The following is a 13,699-nucleotide window of genomic DNA, read 5'->3' as shown; positions in this document are numbered from 1 at the left end:
AAAATATTATACATATAACCGGCGATCTTGTTCTTTTTATTTAAAAATAGCATGCGTCAGGTAAATTGCACTATCCTGCATAGCAGGAATTACGTATCACAGGATGGCTGGTAATTGATATGGAAAAATTTTAAAAAATGAAAAAAATTATCATTTTCTAATGCATTTTATTTAATTGGATTACTTACTTGTTCATCTGGGAAACATGGGTAAATCGTTATAGCAAATATCGTAATATATATCGCCGACTTTTTTAGAATAAATTAATTGATCATCGTATAGTTGTTGTTTAATCTTTGTTTGATTAATTTAAATGCAAATGATTTAGTTTATTGCTGAAATAGTAACGTAAAGAAAGTATATGAGATAAACCTGAGTGGTGAAAATGTGGATATACGTAATCTAAAAGCTTTTATCGTGTTAGCTGAAACACTTAATTATCATAAGGCCTCTCAAATATTAAATATTTCACAACCTGCGTTGACAAAGAAAATTAATGTACTGGAAAAATTATTTGGCGCTCTACTTTTCTCCAGAGGGCCAAATGGGACTAGGCTAACTGATTTTGGGCAAAAAACATTAGAGAATGCTCAGAAATTACTGGGGCATTTTGAGCAGTTTCAGATTCAGGTTCACCATGATTTGCAAGGCGACTCACCAAATTATCTTTATGTGAGTTCCTGTTTTTCTATTTATGATTCTGGGAAAATGAAAGAGCCGCTTTTTTTAGGTACACAGGAAAAAACCGTGCTTGTGCTAATTACAGGTTTGCCATTCGAGCAGCAGATGAGTTTGTTAAATTCTGGTCTATTGCATATTGCTATTGTTCCTTTGCCGTTAACCTCATCACTGATGCCCAAGCGGGTTTTTACTGAAAAACTCGTTTATCTTTTCAAAAAAGGCAGTGATTGGATTCAGAGTTTTGCTGAATTAAATGCTGAAATAGTCTCCTTATATCATCTTATTGATACTGGTGAGAATGATATGTCTCTTGATTTTACCGATGTCATCAACATATTTTCTATTTATGATAAGAGCATGAATTTAATGTTAAAAACTAATGATATTATAGTAATGACTGAATTGATAACAAAACATAATGGCTTTTCTTTAGTTCCGCAGAAAGTGGTTCGTTCAATTCCATCACAATATATTGATTTACTTGAAATTTTAGAAACTGATATGGAGATTGATTTTGGTATCTTATGGAGTCCAGTAATAGACTGTGATTTGATAAATGCAGCGAAACTATTTTCTACATTAGTTGATAATATGTAAATCAGAAAAACGCGGGTGGATTCGACTAATAAATGCAATTTTAGATGAAAGTAAATTTCATATGATTTTTTTAATTAAAATTTTACGATAATAATATTCATTTTTGTGAATGGGTTAATAATATGAATGAGATTTTTTGGTGTAAATGTTATTAAAAATAAAGCGGATTGTTTTCTCCGCTTTATTTTTTTAATGTTATTTATGAAAGTATTTACCCTTCAAACTCTTGCATCATTTGCTCAAGTTGCTCCTGAATTTCCATCCACGCTAATTCAATTTCTTCCAGTTTTGATTTGGTTTGATTTTGTTTTTGCAGATATTCAGTCAATTCTGCTTTACGGCTATTATCATAGACAGCGCTGTCTGACAGCTGTTCTTCTAATACCGTCAGTTCGTTACCCAGTTTATCCATCTGTTTTTCCAGATTGGTCAGCTGTTTGCGCAATGGCTGCGTTTGGGTACGGAAGTCAGCCTGACGCCGTTTTTGATCTTTTCTTTCCTGAGCACTTTGACCGGAAGATTCTTTTTCCTTATCGTTGTTCTCTCGTAATTGCTGATTTTGTTGACGCTGCTGATCTGTCAGCCATTGTTGATAATCTTCCAAATCGCCATTGAAAGATTCTACCCGGCCATCGTGAACCAAATACAACTCATCGGTTGTTGAACGCAGTAGATGCCTGTCATGGGAAACCACAACCAATGCACCATCAAAATCGATCAGCGCTTCTGTCAGGGCCTGACGCATATCCAGGTCTAGGTGGTTGGTTGGCTCATCAAGCAACAGAAGATTAGGGCGTTGCCAAACCATCAATGCTAAAACCAGACGTGCTTTTTCTCCCCCGGAGAAACGTCCGCTTGGGTCAGTGACTTGATCACCTTTGAAACCAAAACCACCCAGATAATCCCTGAGTTGCTGCTCTGTTTCCTGTGGCGCAAGGCGTGCTATATGCTGTAATGGTGATTCATCAGCACGCAGATATTCCAACTGGTGCTGGGCGAAATATCCCAGTTTGATCCCTTTGGCTAATTCCACGTCTCCACTCTGGGATTGCAGTTCACCAGCCAGTAATTTGATCAACGTGGATTTACCTGCGCCGTTACGACCAAGTAGGCCAATGCGGGAGCCGGGGACTAAATTCAGTTTGATGGAGTTCAAAACCGTTCGTTCTCCATATCCTGCGCTAACTTTTTCCATTTTCAGCAGGGGATTTGGCAGATTCTCCGGTTTACGGAAACTGAAATGGAACGGGTTATCAACATGGGCAGGCGCTATCAACTCCATTCGCTCCAGCATCTTGATACGGCTCTGAGCTTGTTTGGCTTTACTGGCCTTGGCCCGGAAGCGGTCAATATAACTTTGCAGATGTGCTACTTTCTCCTGCTGACTTTTATAAAGTGCTTGTTGTTGCGCCAGTTTGGTCGCGCGCTGACGTTCGAAAGAGGAGTAGTTGCCACTATATTCAAACAGTGATTGTTGTTCGATATGAAGGATTTTATCGGCAATCGGGTCTAGAAAATCCCGGTCATGGGAGATAAGGATTAGTGTACCGGGGTAGTTTTTCAGCCATTTCTCCAGCCAGATCACTGCATCCAGATCAAGATGGTTGGTTGGTTCGTCAAGTAACAATAAATCAGAACGGCAGAGCAAGGCTTGCGCTAGATTGAGGCGCATACGCCATCCACCGGAAAACGCACGTACTGGTTGATTCAGTTGATCCTGAGAAAAGCCTAGACCATGAAGTAAACTTGATGCTCTTGAACGGATGGTCCAGGCTTGAATTGTGTCCAGTTGGTTGTGTAGATGAGCGATCAAATTACCGTCATTTTTTTCATTGGCTAATTGTAGTTGCCGTTCCAGTTGACGGAATTCACGATCACCATCAATGACATATTCCAGAGCAGGTATTTCCAGTGCTGGTGTTTCTTGATTCACCCAAGCCAGCGCCCAGTTAGCGGGAAAAGTGAATGTTCCTGCTTCAGCCTGAAGTTCATTTTTTAATAGTGCAAGTAAGGTGGATTTACCACAGCCATTTTTCCCTACCAGACCAACTTTCTGTCCGGGATTGATAGTGGCGCTGGCATTATCCAGCAAGACACGGATTCCGCGACGAATTTGTAATGAAGAGAAAACAATCATAGGTGTCGTTTGTATAGAGTATGTTAAATTATTAGAAAGTAATGGGACAATAAGCGCCCTAATTTTGTCACTTTGTATGCATGGTAACGGAAAATACGTGTCCTGACACGTTCTTGAGGAGGGAACGATGTTACAGCCGCCTAAAGTCCTGCTGCTGTATGCCCATCCTGAGCCACAGGATTCAGTAGCAAATCACGTTTTGTTGCAACCTGTGCTGGATTTAGAGCATGTTACGGTTCACGACTTATATAGAGCTTATCCAGATTTTTTTATTGATGTTCATCATGAGCAACAACTGCTTCGTGAACATCAGGTGGTTGTCTTTCAACATCCATTATATACCTACAGTTGTCCAGCTTTATTAAAGGAGTGGATGGATCGCGTGCTGACGCGGGGATTTGCTAGTGGTACCACCGGGTTGGCATTACAGGGGAAATATTGGCGTTCAGTGATCACAACCGGAGAACCGGAAGGCGCTTTCCGGGCTGATGGTTATAACTTCTATCCGATGGAAGAGATTCTTCGCCCTTTTGAACTAACAGCATCTATGTGCCATATGCATTGGTTATCACCGATCATTATTTATTGGGCACGTCGTCAAAAACCTGAACTTCTTGCCATCCATGCTAATGCTTATCGTGAGTGGCTTAAATCGCCATTATCATTAGGAGGGCTATAGCTATGGAGCATTCAGCGCAACTCAGCGCCGGGGTGTTGTTTTTATTTGCTGCGGTAGTGGCAGTGCCTATCGCACAGAAATTCAGGATTGGGGCAGTATTAGGTTATTTGTTTGCCGGGATTGTCCTTGGCCCGTGGGGGCTCAGTTTTATCAGGGATGTTGATGATATTCTTCATTTCTCTGAGCTGGGGATCGTTTTCCTGATGTTTATCATCGGTCTTGAACTTAACCCTTCTAAACTCTGGCAACTCAGGCGATCGATTTTTGGTGTCGGCGCAGCCCAGGTTATTTTCACCGCAGGTGTGCTGGCTGGGCTGTTATATCTGACAGATTTTTCGTGGCAGGCGGCGGTTATCGGTGGTATCGGGATGGCGATGTCCTCAACAGCAATGGCTTTGCAACTGATGAAAGAGAAGGGCATGAACCGCAATGAAGGCGGGCAGCTTGGTTTCTCTGTTTTGCTGTTTCAGGATATGGCGGTGATCCCGGCTTTGGCATTGATCCCACTTCTGGCAGGTGAAACAGCATCCAGTGATTGGTATCGGATAGCGTTAAAAATAGCCGCTTTTGCCGTTATGTTGCTGGGTGGTCGTTATCTGTTACGTCCGTTGTTTCGTTTGGTCGTCAGAGCTGGAGTGCGTGAGGTGTTTACTGCGGCGGCATTATTGGTGGTGCTCAGTTCGGCGCTGTTTATGGAAGCGCTGGGTTTTTCTATGGCGCTGGGAACCTTTATCGCCGGGGTATTGCTAGCAGATAGTGAATATCGCCATGAACTGGAAATATCCATAGAACCGTTCAAGGGATTACTGTTAGGACTGTTTTTTATTTCGGTAGGTATGTCCCTGAATCTGGGCGTGTTGTTGATACATTTGTCCGATGTGTTACTTGGCGTACTGGTTTTGGTCATTGTGAAAGGCGTTGTTCTTTATCTTATCGCATGGACTGCTGGCTTACGGGGTTCATCCTGCTTGCAATTTTCCGGCGTTCTCAGCCAGGGCGGAGAATTTGCCTTTGTTCTGTTTTCTGCTGCACTGGGCCAGAATGTGCTCAGTAGTGGGCAGATGGCTTTGCTGTTGGTTGTAGTGACGATATCAATGATGACAACGCCGCTTGTGATGCAATTGATAGATGCTATTTTGGCACGCCGCTATAATGCCTCGGATGAGACGGAAGAACAGCCATTTGTGGAAGATAATGATCCGCAGGTGATTTTAGTTGGTTTTGGCCGGTTTGGGCAGGTAATAGGCCGTCTTCTGATGGTGAATAAAATCCACATAACTGTGCTGGAGCGTGATGTCAGTGTTGTTAGTACCATGCGGCGTTATGGCTATAAAGTTTATTATGGTGATGCAGTTGAGTTGGAATTGCTGCGTTCGGCAGGGGCAGATAAAGCCAAAGCGATTGTTATTACCTGTAATGAGCCGGAAGATACCATGATGATCGTTCATTTATGCCAAAAACATTTCCCGAATCTGCATATTATGGCGCGGGCCAGAGGACGCCTGGAAGCGCATGAACTGCTACAGAATGGCGTAGAAAATTTCACCCGCGAAACTTTTTCCAGTGCATTGGAATTGGGCCGTAAGACGTTGGTCGGGTTGGGAATGCATCCGCATAAGGCTTATCGTGCAAAACATCATTTTCAGCGGTTGGATATGCGGATGCTGAGAGAATTGATGCCACAGCTACAGGGTGATGTGGCTCACATATCCCGCATAAAAGAGGCGCGACGGGAACTGGAAGAGTTGTTCGAACGGGAAATGTTGAATGAGCGTCTCCAACCGGATGGTTGGAATGAACACGAACATATGACTAGTAACGGAGCAAACAATGACAGTAAGCCGTAAAAGATTTATTGCTGGTGCTGTCTGCCCTGAATGTCACTCTCAAGACACGCTGGCAATGTGGCGGGAAGATCAGGTGGATGTGGTGGAATGTGTCCATTGTGGACATCAACAACGCCAAACTGATGAGAAAGTGGCCTCTCATGTGAGAAAACAGGAGCAGGTTATTGGTATTTTTACACCACAATAATTGTATGAATTTTAATGCGGGTGGGTACAGGGGCTTAGAATTCCGCTACAATCGGTAAAAATTTTTAGGCCCACGGGTAGGAGATGTCATGAAAGTAGCAAAAGACTTGGTAGTCAGCTTGGCTTATCAGGTAAGAACGGAAGATGGTGTTTTAGTTGATGAGTCACCGGTGAGTGCGCCGTTGGACTATCTGCATGGCCGTGGTTCATTGATCAGCGGTTTGGAAAAAGCGCTGGAAGGCCGTGAGGCTGGTGAGAATTTTGATGTTAGCGTACAGGCTGATGATGCCTATGGTCAGTATGATGACAATTTGGTTCAGCGTGTGCCGAAAGATGTATTTGTTGGTGTTGATGAATTGGAAGTTGGCATGCGTTTCCTGGCTGACACTGACATGGGACCGGTACCCGTAGAAATCACTGAGGTTGAAGATGAGCACGTTGTGGTTGATGGTAACCATATGCTGGCTGGCCAGAATCTGAAATTCAATGTTGAAGTTATTGCTATCCGCGAAGCGACCGAAGAAGAGCTGGCTCATGGTCATGTTCACGGCGCGCATGGTCACGAACATGGCGAAGGTGGTTGCTGTGGTGGCCACGGCCATGACGATGGTCACCACCACCATAATGAAGGGAACGGATGCTGCGGTGGCGGTAGCTGCCATTGATAAATTAAAGCGGATTGTCAGGCTTTAATATTTAAAAAAGCGGGGCAAGATTGGGAGAGCCGGTTTCTCTTACTTGCCCTGTGTATAGTGGCTGGTTGTTTTTTTACTTAGTCAAAATCAGTAATGAGGTGGCGGCGTTTCTTCAGACTGTGAAGCGACCATTGATGGCTGAGTGGCTTTCAATCTTTCTGTCATCAACCGCAAATGCTCCCTTAACTTAGCCATCTCCATTTGCTGCTCAGTAACCACTTCGTTCAACTCTTCGATAGTTATTTCCTGAAAGGCAACCCGGCTTTCCAAATGTTCAAGCCGTTGCTCAAATTCTGACAGATCCATGATTTTCTCCCGTTTCAGGTCGTGTATGACTAGTGTTAGACGCCTTATATTAATTAAGAGTAACCTATTATGCCCAGAATATTTTGTGAAATATGGTTGTTATGAAACCTCTTTTCATTCATGTTGTCTTAACAGTTTTGGGGCACTAAACAGCAGCAAATATTGTGTTGTGCTCCTGTAGACAGTTATAGTGACTTGATTGCATAACTTTTGCTGACGGTAAATATCCCCCAAAGTTATTGGAGAAATAGATGAAATTATTGTTTAAAGTGACCTTGCTTACTGCCACATTGGCGATGGCTTTCAGCGTTCCTCAGGCGTTGGCTGCTAAAGCGGATAGTCAGAGCAGTACAGAATTGAACAGCGCATTTAAAACGGAAGATCAGCAAAATGCTTATGCTCTGGGCGCATCTTTAGGGCGTTATATGGAAAACACTCTGAAAGAGCAGAAATCTCTGGGTATCCCATTGGATAAAGATCAATTGTTGGCGGGTGTGCAGGATGCTTTTAATAACAAGAGCAAACTGAATGACAGCGAAATTGAAAATACTTTGCGTGCATTTGAAGGCAAAGTGAAGTCTGCGGCTGAAGCTAAGATGGAAAAAGAAGCCAGCGATAATGAAGCTAAGGGTGCTAAATATCGTGAAGCTTTTGCTAAGGAAAAAGGCGTCGTTAAGAGCAAAACCGGCCTTTTGTATAAAATAGAAAAGGAAGGGAGTGGTAAAAAGCCTGCGGCAAGTGACACTGTCGTCGTAAACTATAAGGGAGCGTTGATTGACGGTAAAGAGTTCGACAGTTCATATAAACGTAATGAACCACTTTCTATTCGTCTGGACGGCGTTATCCCTGGTTGGACAGAAGGTTTGCAAAATGTGAAAAAAGGCGGAAAAATCAAACTGGTTATTCCACCAGAGCTGGCCTATGGTAAGGCTGGTGTTCCAGGCATTCCTGCAAACTCTACATTAGTGTTTGATATTGAGCTGCTGGATGTGAAAGCGGATACCAAAGCTAAGTAATCTATTCACTCAGTATCTTTGATGAATATGGATAAAACCGTTGGTAGAGATTCTGTCAACGGTTTTTTGTTACTGAAAGCTGTGATATAGGCCAAATGTCTGAGTAGCTATGGCTTGACGATGATGTAATGTGGTTTTAACGTCAATATTTGATGTGAATGAAAAGATCTTTGGCTGAGATCTCTGTTAAGCTGCAATAGTTGAATTTTCACAAGAAATTTTTATACGTTTATCACGTTGTGTTTTTAGCAAGACGTTGTCTGCGTTTGAAGGATGGTGTATTTAATGTCTAACCCGTTATTATCTGGTGATATCAATGATATCAATGATATCGATTTATTGGAAAACCAACCGTTTAATGAAACGGATCGCGAAATTTTAAAATCTTATGAAGCCGCAGTTGATGGCTTGGCTATGCTGATTGGTGGGCATTGCGAGATTGTCCTTCATTCACTGGAAGATCTTAAATGTTCAGCGGTCAGAATAGCTAATGGAGAACATACAGGTCGTAAAATAGGTTCACCTATCACTGATCTTGCGTTGCGTATGTTACATGACATTACAGATGAAGACTGTAGTGTATCCAAAGCCTATTTTACCCGAGCGAAAAGCGGCTCATTGATGAAGTCTGTCACTATTGCGATCCGCAACCGGAATCGCAGAGTGATCGGCCTCTTGTGCATTAATATGAATCTTGATGTCCCTTTCTCTGAAATAATTCAGACATTTATTCCAGAGGAAACCCATGACGTTGCACCAACAAATGTAAACTTTGCATCATCCGTGGATGATTTGGTGGCGCAAACGCTGGAATATACTATTGAAGAAGTTAATATTGATCGCAATGTATCTAATAATGCAAAGAACAGACAGGTGGTTCTGAATCTCTATGAGAAAGGCATTTTTGATATTAAGGACGCAATTAATCAGGTTGCTGAGCGTTTAAATATTTCTAAACATACTGTTTACCTTTATATTCGCCAGTTTAAAAATGGGGAATGCTTAGGGCCCGAACGGTAATGTCTTCGCTGTCTTATTGTCTGCTGGTAACGGGACCTGCGTATGGCGCCCAGCAAGCCAGCAGTGCTTACCAATTTGCGCAAACTTTGATTGCGATGGGACATAAACTGAATACCGTATTTTTTTATCGGGAAGGGGTTTATAACGGTAATCAATTGACCACACCAGCCAGTGATGAGTTTAATTTGGTTAACGCGTGGCAGATGATGGCAACAGAGCATCGGTTTGGCATACATATTTGTATTGCCGCCGCTCTTCGCCGTGGCGTCCTTGATACGCAGCAGGCGAATGAATTGAATTTATCTGTTGCAAACCTGGCTGAAGGGTTTGAATTAAGTGGATTGGGAACGCTCGCTGAAGCCATGTTGACTTGTGATCGTGTGGTGCAATTCTGAGAGGCAAAAATGAAAAGAATTGCTTTTGTCTTTACAAAAGCACCTCATGGTGATTCTGGCGGTAGAGAAGGTTTGGATGCATTATTGGCAACCTCGGCATTAACAGAAGAGATTGGTGTATTTTTTATTTCTGATGGTGTGCTGCAACTCCTGCCGGATCAGCAACCTGACAGGATCCTCGCCAGAAACTATATTGCTACGTTTAAGGTCTTGCCTCTGTACGATATTGAAAAATATTATTTGTGCCAGGAAGACCTTATCATGCGTGGGTTAAGCGCAGTCCGCAGTGGTATTCTGGATGCGGAAGTGATATCCGCAAAAGCGATTCGTGAAAAACTGGCTGGCTATGATGTGGTGCTGACATTCTGAGCGATTGGAAGGACGATAATATGCTATATACTGTTGGCCGATCCCCTTATCAATGTGATTTCAATGTGATATTCAATCTGCTTGCCAGTGGTGATGACATACTGTTTATTCAGGATGGCGTACTAGCAAGCATTGATGGTAATTGTTATCTTCCGGCTTTAATTAGTCATGGCGTTACATTGTATGTTCTGAAAGAAGATATTGAGGCGCGGGGATTGGTAGGTCGGATTTCGGACAAAGTGCAAGTTATCGACTATACTGACTTTGTTAACCTGACGGTAAAACACCATCAACAATTCGCTTGGTAGTCAGAGAAAATGTATATTTCTTGACACCCCGGCGAGTCAGCCATAAAATTCCGCGTCCTCGTGTTTTGCCGTCAGGGCAGACAAGAGATTTTATCCGTGTTTACGAAGCAAAAAAACCAGGAGTTTTTTTAATAATGGCAACTATTAACCAGCTGGTGCGCAAACCCCGCAGCATGAAGGTTGCAAAAAGCAACGTTCCTGCTCTGGAAGCTTGCCCACAGAAGCGTGGCGTATGTACTCGCGTATATACCACCACCCCTAAAAAACCAAACTCCGCACTGCGTAAAGTATGTCGTGTGCGTTTGACTAACGGTTACGAAGTTTCTTCCTACATCGGTGGTGAAGGCCACAACTTGCAGGAACACTCCGTAATTTTGATCCGTGGCGGTCGTGTTAAAGACTTGCCAGGTGTGCGTTACCACACTGTGCGCGGCGCACTGGACTGTTCCGGTGTTAAAGACCGTAAACAAGGTCGTTCTAAGTACGGTGCGAAGAAGCCAAAGGCTTAATGGTTCTCCGTTAAGTAAGGCCAAACATTTTCACTTTAATGTCAAAATAAACTCGTAGAGTTTTGGACAACCCTGAATTCGAAACGGAGTATTTCCATGCCACGTCGTCGTGTAATTGGTCAGCGTAAAATTTTGCCAGATCCAAAGTTCGGATCTGAATTACTGGCCAAATTTGTCAATATCCTGATGGTAGATGGTAAAAAATCTACTGCGGAAGCAATTGTATATAGTGCGCTTGAGACCCTGGCTCAGCGTTCTGGTAAAGAACATCTGGAAGCGTTTGAACTCGCACTGGATAACGTGCGTCCAACCGTGGAAGTTAAATCCCGCCGTGTTGGTGGTTCTACTTATCAGGTTCCAGTTGAAGTTCGTCCGGTTCGTCGTAATGCTCTGGCAATGCGCTGGATCGTTGAAGCTGCTCGTAAACGCGGTGATAAGTCTATGGCCCTGCGCCTGGCGAACGAACTATCTGACGCAGCCGAGAATAAAGGCTCTGCTGTTAAGAAACGTGAAGACGTTCACCGTATGGCAGAAGCTAACAAGGCGTTCGCACACTACCGTTGGTAATTCCATTGTAGTGATGATGCCCTGGGTGGCGGCACTGCCACCCAGATTTAAATTGAACGTCCTAGGAATAGAGGAATCAAATGGCTCGTACAACACCCATTGCACGCTACCGTAACATCGGTATCAGTGCACACATCGACGCCGGTAAAACCACCACTACCGAACGTATTCTGTTCTACACTGGTGTAAACCATAAGATCGGTGAAGTTCATGATGGCGCTGCTACTATGGACTGGATGGAACAGGAGCAGGAGCGTGGTATTACCATCACCTCCGCAGCAACAACTGCTTTCTGGTCAGGTATGGCTAAGCAGTTTGACGCGCACCGTATCAATATCATTGACACCCCAGGACACGTTGACTTCACTATCGAAGTAGAACGTTCCATGCGTGTTCTTGACGGTGCGGTCATGGTTTATTGTGCGGTTGGTGGTGTTCAGCCACAGTCTGAAACCGTATGGCGTCAGGCGAATAAATATAAAGTTCCACGTATTGCGTTCGTTAACAAAATGGACCGTATGGGAGCGAATTTCTTACGCGTTGTTGAGCAGATCAAAACTCGTTTGGCTGCAAACCCAGTACCTCTGCAATTGGCAATTGGTGCAGAAGATGGCTTCACCGGTGTTGTTGACTTGGTGAAAATGAAAGCTATCAACTGGAACGATGAAGATCAGGGAACTTCTTTCACTTATGAAGATGTTCCGGCTGATATGCAGGATCTGGCTGAAGAATGGCGTAACAACTTGGTTGAAGCCGCTGCGGAAGCATCAGAAGAGCTGATGGAAAAATACCTCGGCGGTGAAGAGCTGACTGAAGAAGAGATCAAAGCTGGCCTGCGTCATCGTGTTATGACTAACGAAATCATCTTGGTTACCTGTGGTTCTGCATTTAAGAACAAAGGTGTTCAGGCAATGTTGGATGCCGTTATTGAGTACCTGCCGGCACCAACTGACGTTGAATCTATTAAAGGTCTTCTGCCAGATGGTAAAGATACCCCGGCAGAGCGTCATTCTGACGATAACGAACCGTTCTCGGCACTGGCGTTTAAAATCGCTACTGACCCATTCGTTGGTAACCTGACCTTCTTCCGTGTCTACTCTGGCGTGGTTAATTCCGGTGATACTGTTCTTAACCCAGTGAAAGACAAAAAAGAGCGTTTCGGCCGTATCGTTCAGATGCATGCTAACAAGCGTGAAGAGATCAAAGAAGTTCGCGCAGGCGATATCGCAGCTGCGATCGGTCTGAAAGACGTGACTACTGGTGATACTCTGTGTGATATCAGTTCTCCAATCATTCTGGAGCGTATGGAATTCCCAGAGCCGGTAATCTCTGTTGCGATTGAGCCAAAAACTAAAGCCGACCAGGAAAAAATGGGTATCGCTTTAGGTCGTCTGGCTCAGGAAGACCCATCATTCCGCGTGTCTACCGATGAAGAATCCGGCCAGACTATTATCGCGGGCATGGGTGAGCTTCACTTAGACGTTCTGGTTGACCGTATGCGTCGTGAGTTCAAAGTTGAAGCGAACGTCGGTAAACCTCAGGTTGCTTACCGTGAAACCATCCGTACTACTGTTGAGCAAGAAGGTAAATTTGTTCGTCAGTCTGGTGGTCGTGGTCAGTTTGGTCACGTATGGCTGCGTATTGAGCCAATGGAAGCAGGTGGTCCAGGCTACCAATTCGCTAACGAAATTGTTGGCGGTGTTGTTCCTAAAGAATATATCCCTGCGGTAGATAAGGGTATTCAGGAGCAAATGAAAAATGGTGTTCTGGCTGGTTACCCGATTGTTGACGTTAAAGTGGCATTGTTCGATGGTTCTTACCACGAAGTTGACTCCTCTGAAATGGCGTTCAAAATCGCAGGTTCTATGGGCTTCAAAGAAGGCTTCATGAAAGCGAAACCAGTTCTGCTGGAACCTATCATGAAAGTTGAAGTTGAAACTCCAGAAGACTACATGGGTGACGTTATCGGTGACCTGAATCGTCGTCGTGGTATGATCGACGGTATGGAAGATCTTGCTACCGGTAAAATCGTACGTGCTCAGGTACCATTATCTGAAATGTTTGGTTATGCTACTGACCTGCGTTCTCAGACCCAAGGTCGTGCTTCTTACTCCATGGAGTTCCTGAAGTACAATGAAGCGCCGAGCAACGTCGCTCAGGCTATTATCGAAGCTCGTAAAGCTAAATAAGCTTTTCGGGTTTAATATCTAGATTTAGCTCCCTCCTCACATAACGAGGGAGCGATATTAAGGAATAGAGTCGTGTCTAAAGAAAAATTTGAACGTAAAAAACCGCACGTTAACGTTGGTACTATCGGCCACGTTGACCATGGTAAAACTACCCTGACTGCTGCTATCACTACTGTACTGGCTAAAACCTACGGTGGT

16 protein-coding genes are annotated in these 13,699 nt (G+C 43.8%); 14 read left to right on the top strand and 2 right to left on the bottom strand.

Going from position 1 to position 13,699, the window contains the following annotated elements; genetic code table 11:
- The first annotated feature begins 387 nt into the window (after nt 1-387).
- Nucleotides 388-1,278, top strand: coding sequence for a LysR family transcriptional regulator (locus ABR397_RS12605; RefSeq protein WP_350306040.1), 891 nt, complete (start codon nt 388-390; stop codon nt 1,276-1,278).
- Nucleotides 1,279-1,489: 211 nt separating this feature from the next.
- On the opposite strand, the gene ABR397_RS12600 is transcribed toward ABR397_RS12605, so the two are convergent.
- Nucleotides 1,490-3,415, bottom strand: coding sequence for an ABC transporter ATP-binding protein (locus ABR397_RS12600; protein ID WP_350306039.1), 1,926 nt, complete (start codon nt 3,413-3,415; stop codon nt 1,490-1,492).
- Between the two features lie 127 nt (nt 3,416-3,542).
- Here ABR397_RS12600 and kefG point away from each other — a divergent pair, with 127 nt between their 5' ends.
- The 4 genes from kefG to slyD all read left to right on the top strand — a co-directional run bounded on the left by kefG (nt 3,543) and on the right by slyD (nt 6,792).
- Nucleotides 3,543-4,094 (top strand): glutathione-regulated potassium-efflux system ancillary protein KefG, encoded by a 552-nt coding sequence (gene kefG / locus ABR397_RS12595; RefSeq protein ID WP_350306038.1) that lies wholly within the window; start codon nt 3,543-3,545, stop codon nt 4,092-4,094.
- A 2-nt stretch (nt 4,095-4,096) separates the two neighbouring features.
- The gene (gene kefB, locus ABR397_RS12590; RefSeq protein WP_350306037.1) at nt 4,097-5,941 is read left to right on the top strand and encodes a glutathione-regulated potassium-efflux system protein KefB; all 1,845 of its coding nucleotides are present in this window, start codon (nt 4,097-4,099) and stop codon (nt 5,939-5,941) included.
- Nucleotides 5,925-6,128 carry a YheV family putative zinc ribbon protein gene (locus tag ABR397_RS12585; RefSeq protein WP_021322897.1) on the top strand — a complete coding sequence of 68 codons (204 nt, stop codon included), beginning with the start codon at nt 5,925-5,927 and terminating at the stop codon, nt 6,126-6,128. Before kefB ends, ABR397_RS12585 begins: the two co-directional genes overlap by 17 nt.
- Nucleotides 6,129-6,216: 88 nt before the next feature.
- Complete coding sequence (gene slyD / locus ABR397_RS12580; protein WP_350306036.1) at nt 6,217-6,792, top strand: peptidylprolyl isomerase; 576 nt, start codon at nt 6,217-6,219, stop codon at nt 6,790-6,792.
- A 117-nt stretch (nt 6,793-6,909) separates the two neighbouring features.
- On the opposite strand, the gene ABR397_RS12575 is transcribed toward slyD, so the two are convergent.
- Entirely contained in the window at nt 6,910-7,128 is a 219-nt protein-coding gene (locus ABR397_RS12575) for a protein SlyX (RefSeq protein ID WP_021322895.1), read from the bottom strand.
- 251 nt (nt 7,129-7,379) lie between these two features.
- Between ABR397_RS12575 and fkpA the strand changes: the two genes are divergently transcribed.
- The 9 genes from fkpA to ABR397_RS12530 all read left to right on the top strand — a co-directional run.
- Nucleotides 7,380-8,144 carry an FKBP-type peptidyl-prolyl cis-trans isomerase gene (fkpA, locus tag ABR397_RS12570; RefSeq protein ID WP_350306035.1) on the top strand — a complete coding sequence of 255 codons (765 nt, stop codon included), beginning with the start codon at nt 7,380-7,382 and terminating at the stop codon, nt 8,142-8,144.
- 285 nt (nt 8,145-8,429) lie between these two features.
- Complete coding sequence (locus tag ABR397_RS12565) at nt 8,430-9,164, top strand: helix-turn-helix transcriptional regulator (protein ID WP_350306034.1); 735 nt, start codon at nt 8,430-8,432, stop codon at nt 9,162-9,164.
- A complete protein-coding gene (gene tusD, locus ABR397_RS12560; RefSeq protein WP_350306033.1) occupies nt 9,164-9,559 on the top strand; it encodes a sulfurtransferase complex subunit TusD in 396 nt (131 codons plus the stop codon). The genes ABR397_RS12565 and tusD overlap by 1 nt, the downstream gene beginning before the upstream one ends.
- Nucleotides 9,560-9,568: 9 nt before the next feature.
- Complete coding sequence (tusC, locus tag ABR397_RS12555) at nt 9,569-9,928, top strand: sulfurtransferase complex subunit TusC (RefSeq protein ID WP_350306032.1); 360 nt, start codon at nt 9,569-9,571, stop codon at nt 9,926-9,928.
- Nucleotides 9,929-9,948: 20 nt separating this feature from the next.
- Nucleotides 9,949-10,236, top strand: a complete 288-nt coding sequence (gene tusB, locus ABR397_RS12550) for a sulfurtransferase complex subunit TusB (RefSeq protein ID WP_350306031.1) — start codon at nt 9,949-9,951, stop codon at nt 10,234-10,236.
- Nucleotides 10,237-10,370: 134 nt separating this feature from the next.
- The gene (rpsL, locus tag ABR397_RS12545; RefSeq protein ID WP_021322890.1) at nt 10,371-10,745 is read left to right on the top strand and encodes a 30S ribosomal protein S12; all 375 of its coding nucleotides are present in this window, start codon (nt 10,371-10,373) and stop codon (nt 10,743-10,745) included.
- Between the two features lie 96 nt (nt 10,746-10,841).
- A complete protein-coding gene (gene rpsG / locus ABR397_RS12540; RefSeq protein ID WP_023044363.1) occupies nt 10,842-11,312 on the top strand; it encodes a 30S ribosomal protein S7 in 471 nt (156 codons plus the stop codon).
- A gap of 80 nt (nt 11,313-11,392) precedes the next feature.
- Nucleotides 11,393-13,501 (top strand): elongation factor G, encoded by a 2,109-nt coding sequence (gene fusA, locus ABR397_RS12535; protein WP_350306030.1) that lies wholly within the window; start codon nt 11,393-11,395, stop codon nt 13,499-13,501.
- Between the two features lie 72 nt (nt 13,502-13,573).
- Nucleotides 13,574-13,699, top strand: a 126-nt coding sequence (locus ABR397_RS12530; RefSeq protein ID WP_228940279.1) for a GTP-binding protein, incomplete at its 3' end; no start/stop codon positions are given.

The organism is Photorhabdus viridis, from assembly GCF_040256935.1.
In the GTDB taxonomy this organism is placed as follows: Bacteria; Pseudomonadota; Gammaproteobacteria; order Enterobacterales; family Enterobacteriaceae; genus Photorhabdus; species Photorhabdus viridis.
This window is presented reverse-complemented; position numbering and strand designations above follow the sequence as displayed.